This is a genomic window from Kribbella sp. NPDC051718 (genome assembly GCF_040681515.1).
GTDB lineage: Bacteria > Actinomycetota > Actinomycetes > Propionibacteriales > Kribbellaceae > Kribbella.
Map to the genome: position 1 here is coordinate 110,678 of NZ_JBFAYZ010000011.1, position 16,869 is coordinate 127,546.

Genomic DNA, 16,869 nt, shown 5'->3' on the forward strand with positions numbered 1-16,869 from the left:
TGTTGCTCTTGTCTGTTGCTCTTGTCTGTTGCTCTTGTCTGTTGCTCTTGTCTGTTGCTCTTGTCTGTTGCTCTTGTCTGTTGCTCTTGTCTGTTGCTCTTGTCTGTTGTTCCTGTCAGGTGAGGGCTTTGGCCAGGCGGTCGAGGATTGTGGGTGGGGTGTCTAGGGGGAGATTGAGGACTACCAGGTCTACGCCTGCTTCGCCGTAGGAGGTGGCGGTGGTGATTGCGGTGTCGATGGCTTGGGAGAGTTCCTGGTCGGGGTCTATGCGGACGTTGACCGAGCAGGTGATTTCGGTGACGTCTCGGCCGAGGTCTTCGCAGTGGGCGATCAGGATGTCTTTGAGGGGTTTCCATTCGTCGGGGCTGGCGACGATGACGTTCCAGTGCTTGGCCCAGCGGGCGACCGCACGGAGGGTGCGTTTGGGCCTTTGCCGCCGATGGTGATCGGCGGGTGCGGGGTCTGGACGGGCTTCGGTTCGCAGTACGCGTCGGTGAGTTTGACGTACTGGCCGTCGAAGTTGGCGACCTTCTCGGTGAGGAGGGCGATCAGCGCCTGGGTGCCTTCGTCGAAGCGGTCGAAGCGTTCCTTCAGTGGGGGCAGCTCGATGCCGTAGGCGTCGCACTCCATCTGGTTCCAGCCGGCGCCGATGCCGAGCTCGAGGCGGCCGCCGGAGATGATGTCGGTGGTGGCCGCCATGTTCGCCAGTACTGCGGGGTGGCGGTAGATCATCCCCGTGACCTGGCAACCGACGCGGATCCGCTTGGTCGCCTGGGCGAGGGCGGCCAGCGTCGTCCAGGCCTCGAGATTCGGGCCGGTCATGTCGCCGCTCAGCGGGTAGAAGTGGTCCCAGTGCCAGGCCGACTCGAAGACCTCGTACTCGTCGGCCGCGATCCACACGTCCCGCAACTGCTGCCAGCTCGTGTGCTCGGGCCTGGTCTTGATCGCGAACCGCATCCGCTGCCTCCTCGGTAAGGGTTTTCCATCCGGAAATCTACCCCACTCAGAGAGGACGGCGGCAGATCGCGGAGATCGGTGCCGACTGCTGGATCGCGGTGATCAGGGCGAAGACCTCGAAGACCACACCGGCCACCGCCGTGGCGAAGAGGACGACGGTGATCACTTGGCGGCTGCCGCCGGACAAGCGGATCAAGAGCAGCAACGCGAGCACCCCGACCAGCAGGCCGATCGCGCCCAGCACATAGGCCACGGGCGGCAGGGCGAGGGAGCCGTCGCAGGCCGCACGGCGGCGGCGCTGGAGCTCGGTCTCGGCGTTCATACAGGCCAGGACCAGGACGACGCCGACCACGATCAGGCCGAAAACCAGCCCCTGCCGACGCCAGTCAGGCACGCCCCCCACGCGCCGTCAGTCCAGGCCGAGACGAGCCCGTACTTCGGGGCGGCGCAACGGCGGCACGGTCTGCGGTGGAACCCGGCGGTCCGGCATCTCTTCCAAGAGCGCCTCGGTGATCTTGGCGACCTCGGCGGCGGCGCGCTCGATCGGACCACGGGTGGTCGCACTGAGCGAGCCGACGCCGGTCACCTTGCGCACGTACTGCAGCGCCGCCGCGTAGATCTCTTCCGAGGTCGCCGCCGGCTCAAGTCCACGAAGAACGGTGATGTTTCTGCACATGCGAAAACAGTACGTGCCGCCGGGGACAGCGCAGCAGAACTCTACGAGCTATTGACTTACCTACGACCATTAGGTTTTCCTCAACCTATGAGCACAGCAGCAGCATCGGACCGCAGGTCCCGGCGCCGGCAGCAGACGATCGACGAGATCCTCGACGTCTCGGTCGCGCTGATGGAGACCGAGGGCGTCGCCGCGCTGAGCCTGTCCGCGGTGGCCCGGCGGCTCGGCATGCAGCCGCCGTCGCTCTACCAGTACTTCCCGTCCAAGCTCGCGATCTACGACGCCCTCTTCCAGCGCGGCGCCGAGCAGATCCGCGACGTCCAGCGAGCAGCCCGCGACACCGCCGAGCCCGCGGACCAACTGAACGCCGCCATGACCGCCTTCAGCCGCTGGTGCATGGCCAACCAGGTGCTCACCCAACTGCTCTTCTGGCGAACGATCCCCGGCTTCGAGCCGTCACCCGAGGCCTTCGCCCCGGCAGTCGAGGGCCTGGCGGATCTGAAGGCCTTCCTCCAGCAGGAGGTCGACGCCGGGCAACTGCATCCGGGAGCGACCAGTGACGACGGCATCGCCTTGTTCACCGCGATGACCGCCGGCGTGCTGTCGCAGCAGATGGCCAACGAACCACAGGCGCCCTTCGAGAACGGCCGGTTCATGAAGCTGATGCCGGTCGTGCTCGAGATGTTCTATCAGCGCTACCAACCGACCAGGGGGAAAGAGAAATGACCACCACAGCGATAGCCGCGCGGGAAATCGCCCGCGCCGACCGCGCCGCCGCCCGCCGTCACCGCGACGCCGAGGTCGCGGCCTGGCACGACCTGATGCCGACCCTCGACGGCACCGACTGGAAAACCCAGACGGTCTGCGACGAGTGGGATGTCGCCGACGTCGTCGGGCACCTGTGCGGACAGGCCGAGGACGTCAACAAACCGTGGTCCTTCCCACTCCGCGATCGCCGGGCGCGGAAGGTCTACCCGACGATCGGGCTGCTCGACGCGCACATGATGATCCAGGCCGACGAGCACCGCGGTACGCCGTACGACGTGCTGCAGAACCGCTTCGACAAGCTCTGGTCGAAGGCCACCAAGACGATCAGCCGCAACCCGGCGCTGATCCGCAGGATGCAGGTGAAGATCGAGGGCGTCCCCGGCTTCGACAAGCTCGGTCTCGGCTACATCCAGGACATCCTGCTCGCCCGCGACCTGTGGATGCACCGCGACGACGTCTGCCAGGCGCTCGGCCGCGAGTTCGACGCCGGCCCGTACGCCGATGAGCTGATCGCCCAGGTGATGCTCGACATCGTGGACGGCCCGTTCTGGTCCGGTACGCCGGTGGTTCTCACCCTCACCGGCCAAGGCGGCGGCACCTATCGCCTCGGCCAGGGCGACCCGATCGCCACCGTGAGCACCGACGCGGTCGGCTACATGCGCACCCTCTCCGGCCGCGACGACCAGCCCACCGTCAAATTCCTCGACGGCGACCCAGCCGGCGCCGAGGCCGTCGCCAGCTGCCGCATGCCCTTCTGAACAAGCAGTATGGGCGGATGACTGAACTCTCCGCCGGGCTCACGGTCCGTCCGCCGCAGCTACGGGATGCCGACGCGATCCACCGACTCGCCGTGGGGTACTTCCAGCGGATCCTGGGGCGCCCGATGGTCACACTGTCGGAGATCACCGAGAGCCTCACCGCGCCGACGATCACGCTCGAACGCGACGGCTGGCTGGTCCTGGACGAAGGTGGTCAGGCCGTTGGATTCGGGTTTGTGTTGCTGGGTGGGGATCGCCGGTTCGTCCAGGCGAGCGTTGTCTCGGACGATCCGGCGGTCTCGGCCTGGTTGCTGGCGAACTGCACCGAGCGCGCACAAGAGCTGGGCGGCGAGAACGGATACTCCGAAGTGACCGTCGAGGTCGGGATGTTCCGTGCCGACGACGCGTTGCGCGAGGTGGTCAGCCGGCAAGGCTTCGAGTTCGCCACCTCGTACCAGCAGATGCGGATCGACCACGCAGGCCCACTCCCCCTGCCCGACCCACCAACCGGTACTACGATCCGCACCGGCGCCCACAACGACCAAACCCGCCGGGCTTTCCACACGATGATGTCCACGGCGTTCGCCGGTCAGGACAGTGCCGCGCTCCCGCCGTACGACGAATGGCTCGAAACCCACGAGAAGCGCACCGGCTTCGACTGGTCGCAACTGACCATGGTCGAGCGCGACGGCCGCATCATCGCCGCCAGCGACTGCAACCACGCCTTCGTCGAGACCGACGACTGCGGCTACATCGGCCGCCTCGGCGTACTGCCCGAAGCCCGCGGACTCGGCCTGGCGAAGTACCTGCTGCGTCGCGCTTTCGCCGAAGACGCCAACGCCGGCCTGGCCGGCACTCTCCTCCACGTCGACACCAGCAACCCGACTCCGGCCCTGGGCCTCTACGAATCGGTCGGCATGCGCACCGTCGAGATCGCCGACGGCTGGCAACGGACGCTGGCCACCAAATGAAAAGCCCCGCCCTCAAGAAGAGGGCGGGGCAGGGACTCAGTAAGCCGGCTGCGACGGATCGATCTGGTCGACCCAGGCGACCACGCCGCCACCGACGTGCACCGCGTTGGCGAAGCCGGCCGCCTTGGCGATGGCGAGCACCTCAGCGGAGCGGACGCCGGACTTGCAGTGGAAGACCAGCTGCTTGTCCTGCGGCAGCTTCTCCAGCGCGGCACCGGTCAGGAACTGGTCTTTGGGAATCAGCACCGAGCCCGGAATCCGGTTGATCTCGTACTCGTTCGGCTCGCGAACGTCGATCAGCTGGAAGTCCTTCTCGCCGTTGTCCTTGAGCTTGATCCACTCGCTCAGCGTCTTCACCGAGATCGTCGAGCCGACGGCCGCGTCGGCCGCTTCCTCGGTCAGGGCGCCGCAGAAGTTCTCGTAGTCGATCAGCTCGGTGACGGTCGGGTTCTCGCCGCAGATCGCGCAGTTCGGGTCCTTGCGGACCTTCAGCGCGCGCCAGTTCAGGTCGAGCGCCTCGTAGATGTTCAGCCGGCCGAGCGACACGTCGCCGATGCCGGTGAGCAGCTTGATCGCCTCGGTCACCTGGGCGGCGCCGACCGACGCGCACAGCACACCCAGTACGCCGCCTTCGGCGCAGGACGGGACCATGCCGGGCGGCGGAGGCTCGGGGTACAGGCAGCGGTAGCAGGGACCGTGCTCGGCCCAGAAGACGCTGATCTGGCCGTCGAAGCGGAAGATCGAGCCCCAGACGTAGGGCTTGCCGAGCAGCACCGCGGCGTCGTTCACCAGGTAGCGGGTGGCGAAGTTGTCGGTGCCGTCGACGATCAGGTCGTACTGCTCGAAGATCTCGAAGACGTTGTCGTTGTCCAGCCGGGTCTCGTGCAGGACGACGTTCGTGTACGGGTTGGTCTCGAGGATCGACTCCTTGGCCGACTGCGCCTTGGACTTGCCGACGTCGGACTGGCCGTGGATGATCTGGCGCTGCAGGTTCGACTCGTCGACGGTGTCGAACTCGACGATGCCCAGCGTCCCGACGCCGGCCGCGGCCAGGTAGAGCAGCGCGGGGCTGCCCAGGCCGCCGGCGCCGATCACCAGCACCTTGGCGTTCTTCAGCCGCTTCTGGCCGGCCATCCCGACCTCGGGAATGATCAGATGCCGTGAATACCGGCGGACCTCGTCGATGGTCAGCTCGTCGGCCGGCTCGACCAGCGGTGGCAGCTGTGGCACGTGACACTCCTCGTCAGCGGGAAACTTCGCGGAACTCCGGTTACAACCCCCGGTTCCTCCTCCATGTTCCCGCACCACTCCAGGGCAGGCCCGCCAGGTCCGCATGCCGGACCCTGCGTCTCAAAATCAGCGGCGCCCGGAGACACCGAAAGGCGGCGCCCACCCTTTGGGAGGTGGCGGACGCCGCCGGTTCAGGTGACTCGGAGAATCAGTCGTTGTCGGTGATGGTCGCCTTGATCAGCGCGGGCACCTTGTAGTCGACGCCTTCGACACTGGTCAGGTTGACCGAGAAGGTCTCCGTCGGCTCCTTGACCTTGTCGTCGATCAGCTTGACCTCGATGTCGGCGGTGGTCTTCCCGGGCTCGAGCTGGCCGTAGACGGTGGTGTCCGGCGGATTCTGGGTGCCGTCGTCCTCCAGCGTCGTGAAGTCCTTGCGGATCACGGCCGTACCGTCCTTGAGGTCGCCACTGAGCCAGACGTACTTGTCGCTCGGTGCCGACAGCTTGAGCGGGAACTTGATCGTGCCCGCGTTCTCGGCCGCGGTCGGCGACCCGATCGTCAGGGTCGGCGTCGGGTCGTCGTCGATCACCTCGGCATTGCCGATGGACTGCCCGAGCAGCGCGTCGTGCGGCACCGACAGCACCAGGCCGAAGGGAGTGTCGTAGCTGTCCCGGGTGTTGCCCGTGACCGGGACGGTCACCTTCTGCTTGGTCTGGCCCGGCTTGAAGACCAGCTGCTTGGCGATCGATCCGACCGACGTCGAGTCGCTGTTCGACTCGGCGTACACGCTGATCGGGCGGATGCTCGGCCGCGACAGGGTCACCCAGAAGTCGACGTTCTTGACGCCCGAGTTGCCCTCCGGGATCTTGCCGATGCTGGACGCCGACACCTGCGGCAGCTTCGACGGCGCCGACACTCCGAGCCCCGGGGTGGCGAAGGCCAGGTCGCTGACGAACACCGAACCGGTCGCGACCTTGTCGGTCGCCAGCTCGATCGCCCGGACGTCGCGCAGATCGATCCCCTTCAGCGAGCTGGTCGGGATCCGTACCGTCCGGAGCAGGTTCTTCGGCAGACCGCTGTCATGCGCTCCTGGCATCCGCAGCAGCGCGTCACTGACCGCCGACACCGGTACTACGGCCTTGCGGCCATGCCCGTCGACCACCCGGACGCTCAGGTCCGTCTTGGGCGCACCCGACGGGTCGGGCGTCGCCCGGAACGTCAGGGCGGAGTACCGACGGACATCCCGCTGGTACGCGCTGAGGTTGATCCGGACGACGCCGGTCTTACCGGTCCAGGTGAGCTTGGTGACTGCTGTGGTCGGCGTCTTCGAGGCGAGGTACGCGGTGACCCAGTGCGGCGAGTCCGAGCTGTTGTCGGTCTTGAGGCAGGTGGCGACGGCAGCAGCACGTTGCGTGGCCTCGTCGACCCCGCCACACACGATCGCCTTGGCGCTACCCGTGATCGAGCCCTTCGGCAGCGCCGCATCGAGCTTGTTGATGTCGCGCCGAGTCGCTGCCGGAGCCTGCGACACGACACGGGTTACGGCCTTGCCGATCGAGGCGGGGTGCGCGTTCGAGCCGTCGAGCAGCGGGAGCAGCTTCGTCTCGTGGCCGAGTTGCAGCCGGAAGAAGCCGGCCACGTACGCGGTGCCGACGGCCTGCTGCTGCTTCGGCGTCAACCGGCCCGCGTACTTCGCTCCGCACGGCGCGGCCTTGTCGTTGTCGCTGTACCAGTCGTCGTTCGACGGCGCCACCGACTGACCCGGAGTCCACTCGGTGTTGAAGAAGTTGTGGTTCGCGCCGAGGACCGTGACGGTCGAGCGGGTCGCGGCGTCACCGGTCACGGAGTACCGGGTGTCGTCGTAGAACTTCTGCCCCTGCAGATCGGAGACGTCGCCGTCGCAGTACGGCAGGATGACGCTCATCGCGACGCCGGGCACGGTGGCCCGGGCGAAGTCGGTCGGGGCGAGCGGCAGGACCGCGCGGATCCCGTACTTCCCACCGCGATCAGCGTTGAGTACCGCCGCGCGGGCAACACCCTCGCCACCGCGTGAGTGACCCATCAGGCCGACGTTGTTCAGGTCGACCTTGCCGACGAATCTCTTGCCGAACGGGCCGCCGCCGACCGTGGACCACTTCTTCCACAGGTCGAGGTGGTCGAGGATCAGCTCGGCCCGGGCCTGCGCGCCGGTGTCGAAGACGCCGCCGTCGTAGGCGTTGATCGCGTTCGCGCTGATCGAGACGACCTGGTAGCCGTTGCTCGCGAGCGCCTTCGCGGGGCCGTCGTAGCCGCGGTAGCTCGGGATCGCCTTCTCGCCCTTGGCACACGGCCACGGGTTGGTCGGCTCTTCTGTCGCGTTGCCGTAGCAGACCGAGTGCCGGCCGTGCAGGAAGATCACCAGCGGCCGGGCGCCGACGGCACCCTTCGGCGAGTAAACCTTGCCGACGACCTCTGACTTCTGGCCGAGCCCGGGCAGGTAGACCGCCTGGTCACCCAGGTTGTACTCCGCCGTCTCTACCGCATATTTGCCGGCGGCACCGGGATCGACGGCCAGCTTCGGGCCGAGCGGTGCCTTCAGCCAGTCCTTGTCGGTGGTCACGCCACCGGTCAGGCTCTTGCTCTTCTTCCCGTCGTTCCGGCCCAGATCCCCCGACCAGACCAGCTCGACGTACTTTGCGTGCAGCAACGACGGGTCGGGGCTGACCAGCGAGACAGTGCGCTGGTCCTTGGACTGCTTCGCCACCCCCACCGGCTCGCCGTTCACCGCGATCAGCGGCAGCGCGTTGCGCATCGGCGCCGGCGCGTCCAGCCGCAACGTCACCTGATAGCCATCGGCTACCGGGCGTACCGTCCAATTCTTGCCTTGGGCAACTGATTGTCCTGGTTCCGGCGGCGCGGCGTGCGCCAGCCCCACCGGGGAAAGCAGCGCTCCACCGAGCAGCGCGACAGCCATCCCCGCTCTTCCGAATACCCGCACAGCGGTCCTCTCGTCAGCAGACAGATCACCTCGACTGACTCCCGGCTTTGGCGGCAGGTTGTCGAGTTCGGCGAAATCGGCCGAAGATCATCCCTGGGGATGATCTTCGGGCCCCCGGCCTGCTACCTGAGTCGGTACCCCCGGCCGTGCCGAACTGTTCGTACGTCAGTCGTCGACTGCCAATAGTGCGGGCTGAACGCCCTGCAAATGTGAGGATCTGATGGCAGGTTGATTGCAGTTATGCGATCAGCTGACGGAATGCCCGCGCGACCAGGTCCGGGTGTTCCATCTGGGCGACGTGGCCCGAGTTCGGCAGATAGAGCAGCCGGGCGTTCGGGAACGTCCGCTGGGCCTTGGTCCGGATCTTCGGGTCGACCAGCCGGTCCCGGCCACCGTAGACGAGCAGAACGGGACAACGGATCTTGGCAGCGTCGGCCCACAACGACCGTCGCGGCCGCGTGAACTGCGAGGCGAGGATGCTGCGGGCGGCCTCCAGCGTCGCCTCGGTCCCCCACGTCTGGGTGTCGCGGGCGCGCAACTCCGCCTCGTACGCTTCGAGCACCTCCGGTGGCAGCAGCCGCGGCTCACCGAAGATCACCGACAGCGAGGCCTTGAACCGCCGCTCGAACGGGATCCGCCGGGTCCGCTCGAGCACGGCCCTGCCGAGGCGTGGCGTGGAGATCGCGGTGAACCAGAGCGCGCTGGCCGAGACACGCGGATGCGGCAGCGCCGGCGATACCAGGGTCAGCGAGCCCACGTCGGCCGGTCGCCGCGCCGCGAGTGCGACCGCCGCGGCGCCACCCATCGAATTGCCGAACAGGTGCACCGGCTCGTCGAACTCCCTGGTCATCAGCTCGCTGAGCAGGTCCGCCTGCTCGCTGATCCCGCCCATCCCCGCCAGCGGCGGGGTCTGACCGAACCCCGGCAGGTCCGGGGCGATGCCGCGGACGGTGTCGTTCAGCAGCAGACCGAGCGTCGTCCAGTTCAGCGACGATCCACCCAAGCCGTGCACGAAGAGGGCGGGCGGAAGCTTCTCGTCAGCGCCCGGGACGTCTCTGACCAGCAGATCCACACCCGAGACCGGCACAGTCCGTGCAGGCCATTCCTGCGGCGTCGAAGCGCCAGTTACCGCCCCGTAACTGTCCATTAGTGCATGGTAGGACGCATGGCGCCGGGACCGAAGCAGCTGACCACTGAGGTTGATGGGCAGACGATGAAGCTCACCAACCTGGACAAGGTGCTGTATCCACAGACCGGGTTCAGCAAGGCCGAGGTGATCGACTTCTACCACCAGGTCGCGCCGGTGCTGCTCCCCCACCTGTCGGACCGGCCGCTGACCCGCAAGCGCTGGCCGGACGGCACCGGTGCGGCGTACTTCTTCGAGAAGAACGCACCCCGCGGTACGCCGGACTGGGTCCGCACAGTGGTACTGCCTACCCCCGGGAGTTCCACCGGGCGGGACGAGGCGGAGTTCGTGATCGCCGACGACATCCAGACGATCGTCTGGCTCGCCAACCTGGCCGCCCTCGAACTCCACGTCCCGCAGTGGCGGATCGGGCTGTCGGACGAGGGCAAGAACCCGATGGCCGACCTGATCGTCTTCGACCTCGACCCGGGCCCCGGTACGACGATCGTCGAGTGCTGCGACGTCGCGCTGGCCCTGCGCGAACTGCTGAACCACTTCGGCCTCGAAGGCTGGCCCAAGACGTCCGGCAACAAGGGCATGCACCTGTACGTCCCGATCGAACCCGCCTCGTCCCGCGCCACCAGCGCCTTCGCCAAGCTGCTGGCCGAGCAACTGGCCGAGGCGCTGCCGGAGAACGTCACCGCGAACATGACCAAGGCACTCCGCCCGGGCAAGGTGTTCATCGACTGGAGCCAGAACGCGAGCGCGAAGACCACGCTGGCGCCGTACTCGCTGCGGGGCGCCGAGGAGCCGCGGGTATCGACGCCGATCGACTGGGACGAGGTGGCCGGCGCCACCGAACCCGCCGATCTGACCTTCCTGCCGCACGACGTGCTGGCCCGGATCGAGGAGTACGGCGACGTCCTCGACGGCCTGTACGACGACCCGAAGCCGCTACCGTCGTAGTGGTCAGTACCGGTAGGTAAGATTCGGTTCAACTATTCGGGGGATGTTTGCTCCCGAGCCGCACCACCGAAGGAGCCCGACGTGTCGACGACACCTGAGACCGCGCCCAAGCGCGGCAGCCGCCTGCCGCGGCTGGCCCGCCGCGCGCAACTGCTCGAGGCGGCCCAGGAAGTGTTCGTCGCGAACGGCTACCACGCCGCCGCGATGGACGACATCGCCGATCGGGCCGGCGTCTCCAAGCCGGTGCTCTACCAGCACTTCCCCGGCAAGCTCGAGCTGTACCTCGCGCTGCTCGACTCGTCCTGCGAGGCGATCGTGGCGTCGGTCCGGGGCGCGCTGCGCTCGACCGAGGACAACAAGGAGCGGGTCGGCGCGACGATCCACGCCTTCTACGAATACGTCGCCAACGCCCAGGGCGCCTTCCGGCTGGTCTTCGAGTCGGACCTGACCAACGAGCCGGCCGTCCGCGAGCGGGTCGACCGGGTCACCCACGCGTGCGCCGAGGCGTGTTCCGAGGTGATCAGCGCGGACGCCGGGCTGAACAAGGAGCAGTCGATGGTGCTCGCCGTCAGCCTGGTCGGGATGGCGCAGGTGAGCGCGCGGTACTGGCTCGCCTCGGACAACCCCACGCTGATGCAGCAGCAGGCCGCTGATCTGGTCGCCAGCCTCGCCTGGCGTGGCATCCGCGGCTTCCCGCGTACCGAGAGCTGAGTTCTGCTCTAGGCGGACGGGTGAGAACCCGGGGTCCGCACCGGATAGGCTCGAATCGGGTACCGGCGAGAGCCGCCGGTCGGAACGTGCCCGGGAGGGTTTCGTGGAGGTCAAGATCGGCGTACAGCACGCCAATCGCGAGTTGGTGCTCGAGAGCGAGCAGAGCCCCGAAGAGGTCGAGAAGGCCGTCGCGGACGCACTGGGTGGCAAGACCGGTCTGTTGCAGTTGACGGACGAGAAGGGCCGCCGGGTGCTCATCCCGGCCGAGAAGCTGGCGTACGTGGAGATCGGCGAGGTCGCGATCCGCAAGGTCGGTTTCGGCGCGATCTGAGCTCGCCTGCGTGTCCTGGTTGCGGAGCGCCACGAACCGAGGACGATGAGTCGTAGACCTGTATGACCGGTGGTCAGGTTTAGCGCTGGGCACCAGTCGTCGGCAGGTCAGTCATCGCTCAAGGAGGAATCGTGGGTTTCTGGGTCTGGATGATCATCGTGAGCCTCATTGCCGGAATCATCTTCGGGCCGCTCGCGCGACTCGTACTTCCGGGCAAGCAGAACATCAGCCTTGGCTGGACCATTCTGGGCGGCGGAATCGGCGCCTTCATCGGCGGCGTGATCGCCTACGCCCTCGGTGTGAAGGACACCAGCGGACCGGACTGGATCCAGTACCTGATCCAGATCATCTGTGCCGCCGTCGTCGTCGCGATCATCTCGTCGCGAAACAGCGGTAAAGCCAGAGTCTGAGCAGGATCGTCACAGCGGCCGCCACCCCGATCAGGGGCAGGCGGCCGCTCTGCGTTTCGGCACCGTTTGAGGCGCTGCAGGTCAGGCCTGCAGGCCGAGCGCGGTCATCCGGGCGGTGTGGGCCTCGGTCAGGCGGGTGAACATCCGGCCGATCGCGGCCAGGTCGAGGCCGGGGCGGTCGACGCTGCCGGCCAGCAGGGCGGCAAGCGGGTCGCGGTCGGCGGCGATCCGCTGGGCCTGGCTGAGGGCCTCGCCCACCAGGCGGCGTCCCCACAGCGCGAGCCGGCCACCCAGCTTGGGGTCCTCCTCGATCGCGGCCCGAACCCGGTCCACCACGAACTCGGCCTGGCCGGAGTCGGCGAAGACCTCCAGCACCAGCGCCCGGGTCTCGGCGTCGACGTACGCCGCGACCTCACGGTAGAAGTCGTTCGCGAGCCCGTCGCCGACGTACGCCTTGACCAGTCCCTCGAGCCAGTCCGACGGCGCGGTGTGGTCGTGGAAGGCGTCCAGCGGCGTGACGAACGGCTGCATCGCGTCCATCGGATCCACCCCGAGGGTGACGAGGCGGTCCCGCAACTGGACGAAATGGCCGAACTCGGTGGTCGCCAGCTGGGCCAGCTGGGCCTTGTCGTCGAGCGTCGGGGCGAGCTTGGCATCCTCGGCGATCCGCTCGAACGCGGTCAGTTCGCCGTACGCCAGAACTCCCAGCAGATCCACCGCCGCGGCCCGGTAGGCGGGATCATCGAAGGCCGTCATCTCGGTCATGCAGCGCACACTATCGGGCCCGGGCTCGCGGCGGCGGAAATGCAACGAAGCGGCCGTGCCGGGTATTCCGGCTACACTGGACCGTGTTTCGCCGGTGACGCGCCCAGATGGGCAGCTGGTGCGAGCCGCTTGCACAGTGTCCCGCGCCGTGAAAAGTAGGGCATTCCACGCCCACCCGGCCACTGATGCAACTGTCCGTACAAGCATGTGAGAGGCGATCAGCCTGACCACCTTCCGAGAGCTCGGCGTCCTGCCCGAGATCTGCGACGCGCTCGACCGCGTCAACATCAAAGAGCCTTTCCCGATCCAGGAGATGACACTTCCGGTGGCCCTGATGGGCACCGACCTGATCGGCCAGGCTCGTACCGGGACCGGTAAGACCCTCGGGTTCGGTATCCCGCTGCTGCAGCGCACCATCTCCCCCGGCGAGGCCGACTACGAGGAGCTGGCCGCGCCCGGCAAGCCCCAGGCTCTGGTGGTCACCCCGACCCGTGAGCTGACCATCCAGGTGGCCAAGGACCTGGTGACCGCGTCGACCGTCCGCTCGGTCCGCATCCTGACCATCTACGGCGGTGTCGCGTACGACCCGCAGCTCGACCAGCTGAAGGCCGGCGTCGACGTCGTCGTCGGTACGCCGGGCCGCCTGCTCGATCTGGCCAACCGCGGCGTGCTCGACCTGAGCCACATCAAGGTGCTCGTCCTGGACGAGGCCGACGAGATGCTCGACCTCGGCTTCCTGCCCGACGTCGAGCGGATCCTGCGCAAGACCCCCGAGCTGCGGCAGACCATGTTGTTCTCGGCAACGATGCCGTCGGCCGTGATCGGCCTGGCGCGCACCCACATGCGGCACCCGCTGAACATCCGGGCCGAGTCGCACGAGGACACCCAGATGGTCCCGACGACGGCGCAGTTCGTCTACCGGGCGCACGATCTGGACAAGCCCGAGGTGGTCGCCCGGATCCTGCAGGCCGACGACCGCGGCCGGGTGATGATCTTCTGCCGGACCAAGCGCGAGGCGTCCCGGCTCACCGACGACCTGATCGACCGCGGCTTCAAGGCCGCCGCGATCCACGGTGACCTGAACCAGCAGGCCCGCGAGCGGGCGCTGACCCGGTTCCGCGGCGACAAGATCGACGTCTTGATCTGTACCGACGTCGCGGCCCGGGGTATCGACGTCGAGGGCGTCACGCACGTCATCAACAACACCTGCCCCGAGGACGAGAAGGCCTACATCCACCGGATCGGCCGGACCGGCCGGGCCGGTGCGAGCGGCATCGCCGTCACCTTCGTCGACTGGCCGGACCTGGTCCGCTGGAAGACGATCAACAAGGCGCTCGACCTGCCGTACGACGAGCCGCAGGAGATCTACTCGACGTCGCCCGAGCTGTACCACGACCTCGGCATCCCGACCGAGGCGAAGGGCCGGATCAAGCCGCCGCGCGAAGCCGTCGAGCGGCAGGAGCGCAACGACCGTCCGTCCCGCGGCGACAAGCCGTCCGGGCGACGTGGCGAACAGGACCGGAACCGGGTCCGCAGCCACGACGGTGACTCGAAGCCCGCGGGCGACGCAGCTGCCGCTCATGGTGGATCGGACCGTCCGGCGCGGAAGCGGCCGAACCGCAACCGTCGCCGGTTGCGTGCCGGTCAGCCGCTCGAGGGTGGCGAGTCGACCGAGCAGAAGTCCGAGGCCGACGTCACCACCAACACCGTCGTACCGGCGGTCGTCGACTCTCCTGGCGAGGTCACCGAGGCGCCGGCGGGTGAGCGCAAGCCGCGCTCCCGCACCCGGCGTCGCCGTGGTGCCGATGCTGAAGCGGTGACGGCCGCCGAGACACCGGTCGTGGCCGAGGCCGCCCCGGCCAAGGCTGCGCCGGTCGAAGCTGCACCGGTCGAGACCGCGACCGAGACGACTGAAGCGCCGGCCAAGCGGACGCGGAGTCGCCGTCGCGCGACCGAGCGGTCGGCCTCGGCCGAGTCGAGCGACACCAACACGGTGGCTCAGGCGAGTACGCCTGCGGTCGAGGCAGTTGCCGCACAGGCTTCGGTCGAGGCGCCGGCTGCTGAGGCGCCGGTGAAGAAGGCGACTCGGAAGCGGGCTGCCAAGAAGGTCGCCGAGCCGGCGGTTGCCGAGCAAGCTGCTGAGCCCGCTGCCGAAGTACCGGCTGAGAAGCCGGTCAAGAAGGCCGCGGCGAAGAAGGCGGCTGCCAAGAAGACGGCGGTCAAGAAGGCTGTGGCCACGGATGAGGCCGCACCGAAGAAGTCGACCGCCAAGAAGACCGTGAAGAAGGCTGCTGTGAAGAAGAGTGCGGCCGGCGTGGTCGTGCCGACCTTCACCGCACCTGAATAGGTTGTGACCGGCGCGTCACCTGCCTGTGCCTGAAAGGTGACCGCCGGAGCGCAACGCCCGGCTTCGCGCTCCCGTCCCTCCACGAAGGCAAACATCGTGGAGGGAAGGGTGTGGCGATGACTAGGACGCGTATGTCGGCCGCGGTCGCAGGAGTGATCCTGACCGCGGCCGTGCTGTTGTCCGGCTGCGGTGCAAGCGGCAACGAGTCGAGCAGCAGCTCGGGGGCGGCGGCACCACAGCAGGCCGACGGCGCGGCCGACTCCAAGGTCCCGGGCAAGGCTGATGCCGGCGGCAAGCCGGCCGCCCCCGCGGCGCCGGGAAGCGGCGTGGCCCAGCCACCGATCACCCGGGCCATCATCAAGACCGGCTCGCTCACCGTGAACGTCAAGAACGGCGACGTGAACGCCCAGCGCCAGAAGGCGGTCGGCATCGTCGCGAGCCTGCGCGGCCAGGTCGCGTCCGAGGACTCCAGCAGCAACGAGGAGGGCAAGATCGTCTTGTCGAACCTCGTCGTGAAGGTGCCGACGGCGGCCTACGAGGTCGCGATCGAACGGCTCTCCGGCCTCGGCGACCGGACCGCGATCCATCAGGAGTCCAGCGACGTGACCGAGCAGGTCGTCGATGTCGACAGCCGGATCTCCTCCCAGCGCGCCAGCCTCGACCGGATGCGCGCGCTGCTCACCAAGGCGACCACGATCGGCGAGATCGTCTCGGTGGAGAGCGAACTGACCCGCCGCGAGGCGGACCTCGAGGCGCTGCTCGCCAAGCAGAAGAACCTGTCCCTGCAGACCGAGCTGGCGACCCTCAACCTGACGCTCGCGGAGAAGGGCAAGGCGCCCGAACCGGCCAAGGCCGAGACCCACGGCTTCCTGTCCGGCCTGCGCGGCGGCTGGGACGCGTTCACCGCGACCTTCTCGGCGCTGGCGACGGCGGTCGGCGCGCTGCTCCCGTTCCTGATTGCCCTGGCCCTGATCGGCTACCCGATCTGGCGCCTCCGGCACCGCTTCCGCCGTACTCCGGTACCAGCTGTCGCCACCGCAGGCGGGCCGGCCACCACTCCACCACTCCCGAAACACCCGAACACGCCATCGACGCCCTAGGGCGCCTTGGAGCTTCAGAGCAGGGAGCTCGCCACCGCTCGGTAGGCCTTCGCGCCGGCCGAGCGGGGTGCGGTGGTCAGGATCGTCTGGCCGATCGCGGGCGCCTCGGCGAACCGGATGGACTTCGGGATCGCCGGGGCGAGCACGGTCAGCGCGTACGTCTCGGCGATCGTCTCCAGGACAGCACGCGCGTGGGTGGTGCGACCGTCGTACAGGGTCGGCAGGACACCGAGTACTTCGAGACTCGGGTTGGTCAGTCGTTGGACATCGTGGACGGTGTCCAGCAACTGGCCGACGCCGCGATGCGCCAGCGTCTCGCATTGCAGGGGAATCAGTACGTCGGTCGCCGCGGACAACCCGTTGACTGTCAGCAGCCCGAGGGTGGGCGGACAGTCGATCAGGATCCAGTCGTACGCCGCTTCGACCGGTCGCAGCGCAGTACGGACCAGATGCTGTGGATTGCTCTCGGCCGCCAGGCTCAGCTCGGCCGCGGCCAGCTCGATCGTCGCGGGCAACAGGTCGGGGCCTTCGTCGGAGGGCACGATCACGTCCCGCGCCTTCACCCCGCCGAGCAGCACGTGATGGAGCGACTTGTCCAGGTCCTCGGGGTCGAGCCCGACCGAGAACGTCAAGCAGGCTTGGGGGTCCAGATCGACCAGCAGGACTCGCTGGCCGAGCTCGGCCAGGGCAGCGCCGAGCGAGGCCACCGTGGTCGTCTTGGCCACGCCGCCCTTCTGGTTCGCTACCGCAATCGTGCGAGGCACCCGGCCATTGTG

Annotated in this window: 17 protein-coding genes; 9 read left to right on the forward strand and 8 right to left on the reverse strand. The window is 67.9% G+C overall.

Annotated elements, in window-relative coordinates; genetic code table 11:
* Positions 1 to 330: 330 nt before the first annotated feature.
* Genes AB0M15_RS33780 through AB0M15_RS33790 form a run of 3 tightly spaced genes read right to left on the reverse strand, consistent with a single transcriptional unit; the run spans position 331 to position 1,633 of the window.
* On the reverse strand, positions 331 to 957 hold the full coding sequence (locus AB0M15_RS33780) for an LLM class flavin-dependent oxidoreductase (RefSeq protein ID WP_363827608.1): 627 nt from the start codon (positions 955 to 957) through the stop codon (positions 331 to 333).
* A gap of 46 nt (positions 958 to 1,003) precedes the next feature.
* Positions 1,004 to 1,351, reverse strand: a complete 348-nt coding sequence (locus AB0M15_RS33785) for a hypothetical protein (RefSeq protein ID WP_363827611.1) — start codon at positions 1,349 to 1,351, stop codon at positions 1,004 to 1,006.
* Positions 1,352 to 1,366: 15 nt separating this feature from the next.
* Positions 1,367 to 1,633 carry a DUF2277 domain-containing protein gene (locus tag AB0M15_RS33790; RefSeq protein ID WP_344115569.1) on the reverse strand — a complete coding sequence of 89 codons (267 nt, stop codon included), beginning with the start codon at positions 1,631 to 1,633 and terminating at the stop codon, positions 1,367 to 1,369.
* Between the two features lie 87 nt (positions 1,634 to 1,720).
* Here AB0M15_RS33790 and AB0M15_RS33795 point away from each other — a divergent pair, with 87 nt between their 5' ends.
* Genes AB0M15_RS33795 through AB0M15_RS33805 form a run of 3 tightly spaced genes read left to right on the forward strand, consistent with a single transcriptional unit; the run spans position 1,721 to position 4,130 of the window.
* On the forward strand, positions 1,721 to 2,359 hold the full coding sequence (locus tag AB0M15_RS33795) for a TetR/AcrR family transcriptional regulator (RefSeq protein WP_363827614.1): 639 nt from the start codon (positions 1,721 to 1,723) through the stop codon (positions 2,357 to 2,359).
* Complete coding sequence (locus AB0M15_RS33800; RefSeq protein WP_363827617.1) at positions 2,356 to 3,159, forward strand: maleylpyruvate isomerase family mycothiol-dependent enzyme; 804 nt, start codon at positions 2,356 to 2,358, stop codon at positions 3,157 to 3,159. Before AB0M15_RS33795 ends, AB0M15_RS33800 begins: the two co-directional genes overlap by 4 nt.
* 17 nt (positions 3,160 to 3,176) lie before the next feature.
* On the forward strand, positions 3,177 to 4,130 hold the full coding sequence (locus AB0M15_RS33805; RefSeq protein WP_363827620.1) for a GNAT family N-acetyltransferase: 954 nt from the start codon (positions 3,177 to 3,179) through the stop codon (positions 4,128 to 4,130).
* 36 nt (positions 4,131 to 4,166) lie between these two features.
* Here AB0M15_RS33805 and moeZ read toward each other — a convergent pair whose 3' ends face one another.
* From moeZ to AB0M15_RS33820, 3 genes are all read right to left on the reverse strand, one after another.
* The gene (gene moeZ, locus AB0M15_RS33810) at positions 4,167 to 5,342 is read right to left on the reverse strand and encodes an adenylyltransferase/sulfurtransferase MoeZ (RefSeq protein WP_343983017.1); all 1,176 of its coding nucleotides are present in this window, start codon (positions 5,340 to 5,342) and stop codon (positions 4,167 to 4,169) included.
* Between the two features lie 226 nt (positions 5,343 to 5,568).
* Positions 5,569 to 8,313, reverse strand: a complete 2,745-nt coding sequence (locus AB0M15_RS33815) for a Calx-beta domain-containing protein (RefSeq protein WP_363827623.1) — start codon at positions 8,311 to 8,313, stop codon at positions 5,569 to 5,571.
* A gap of 262 nt (positions 8,314 to 8,575) precedes the next feature.
* Positions 8,576 to 9,484 (reverse strand): alpha/beta hydrolase, encoded by a 909-nt coding sequence (locus AB0M15_RS33820; protein WP_363827626.1) that lies wholly within the window; start codon positions 9,482 to 9,484, stop codon positions 8,576 to 8,578.
* An 18-nt stretch (positions 9,485 to 9,502) separates the two neighbouring features.
* Between AB0M15_RS33820 and ligD the strand changes: the two genes are divergently transcribed.
* From ligD to AB0M15_RS33840, 4 genes are all read left to right on the forward strand, one after another.
* On the forward strand, positions 9,503 to 10,429 hold the full coding sequence (gene ligD / locus AB0M15_RS33825) for a non-homologous end-joining DNA ligase (protein WP_363827629.1): 927 nt from the start codon (positions 9,503 to 9,505) through the stop codon (positions 10,427 to 10,429).
* Between the two features lie 81 nt (positions 10,430 to 10,510).
* Entirely contained in the window at positions 10,511 to 11,140 is a 630-nt protein-coding gene (locus tag AB0M15_RS33830; protein WP_363827632.1) for a TetR/AcrR family transcriptional regulator, read from the forward strand.
* Positions 11,141 to 11,243: 103 nt separating this feature from the next.
* A complete protein-coding gene (locus tag AB0M15_RS33835) occupies positions 11,244 to 11,471 on the forward strand; it encodes a DUF3107 domain-containing protein (RefSeq protein WP_328327787.1) in 228 nt (75 codons plus the stop codon).
* A 131-nt stretch (positions 11,472 to 11,602) separates the two neighbouring features.
* Complete coding sequence (locus AB0M15_RS33840) at positions 11,603 to 11,881, forward strand: GlsB/YeaQ/YmgE family stress response membrane protein (protein WP_328327789.1); 279 nt, start codon at positions 11,603 to 11,605, stop codon at positions 11,879 to 11,881.
* A gap of 81 nt (positions 11,882 to 11,962) precedes the next feature.
* Here AB0M15_RS33840 and AB0M15_RS33845 read toward each other — a convergent pair whose 3' ends face one another.
* On the reverse strand, positions 11,963 to 12,637 hold the full coding sequence (locus AB0M15_RS33845; RefSeq protein WP_328335020.1) for a ferritin-like fold-containing protein: 675 nt from the start codon (positions 12,635 to 12,637) through the stop codon (positions 11,963 to 11,965).
* Positions 12,638 to 12,959: 322 nt separating this feature from the next.
* Between AB0M15_RS33845 and AB0M15_RS33850 the strand changes: the two genes are divergently transcribed.
* Together AB0M15_RS33850 and AB0M15_RS33855 are read left to right on the forward strand one after the other, a co-directional pair.
* Positions 12,960 to 14,993, forward strand: coding sequence for a DEAD/DEAH box helicase (locus tag AB0M15_RS33850; RefSeq protein WP_363827637.1), 2,034 nt, complete (start codon positions 12,960 to 12,962; stop codon positions 14,991 to 14,993).
* A gap of 116 nt (positions 14,994 to 15,109) precedes the next feature.
* On the forward strand, positions 15,110 to 16,093 hold the full coding sequence (locus tag AB0M15_RS33855) for a DUF4349 domain-containing protein (protein ID WP_363827640.1): 984 nt from the start codon (positions 15,110 to 15,112) through the stop codon (positions 16,091 to 16,093).
* Between the two features lie 14 nt (positions 16,094 to 16,107).
* Here AB0M15_RS33855 and AB0M15_RS33860 read toward each other — a convergent pair whose 3' ends face one another.
* Complete coding sequence (locus AB0M15_RS33860; protein ID WP_363827643.1) at positions 16,108 to 16,857, reverse strand: ParA family protein; 750 nt, start codon at positions 16,855 to 16,857, stop codon at positions 16,108 to 16,110.
* Positions 16,858 to 16,869 lie beyond the last annotated feature (12 nt).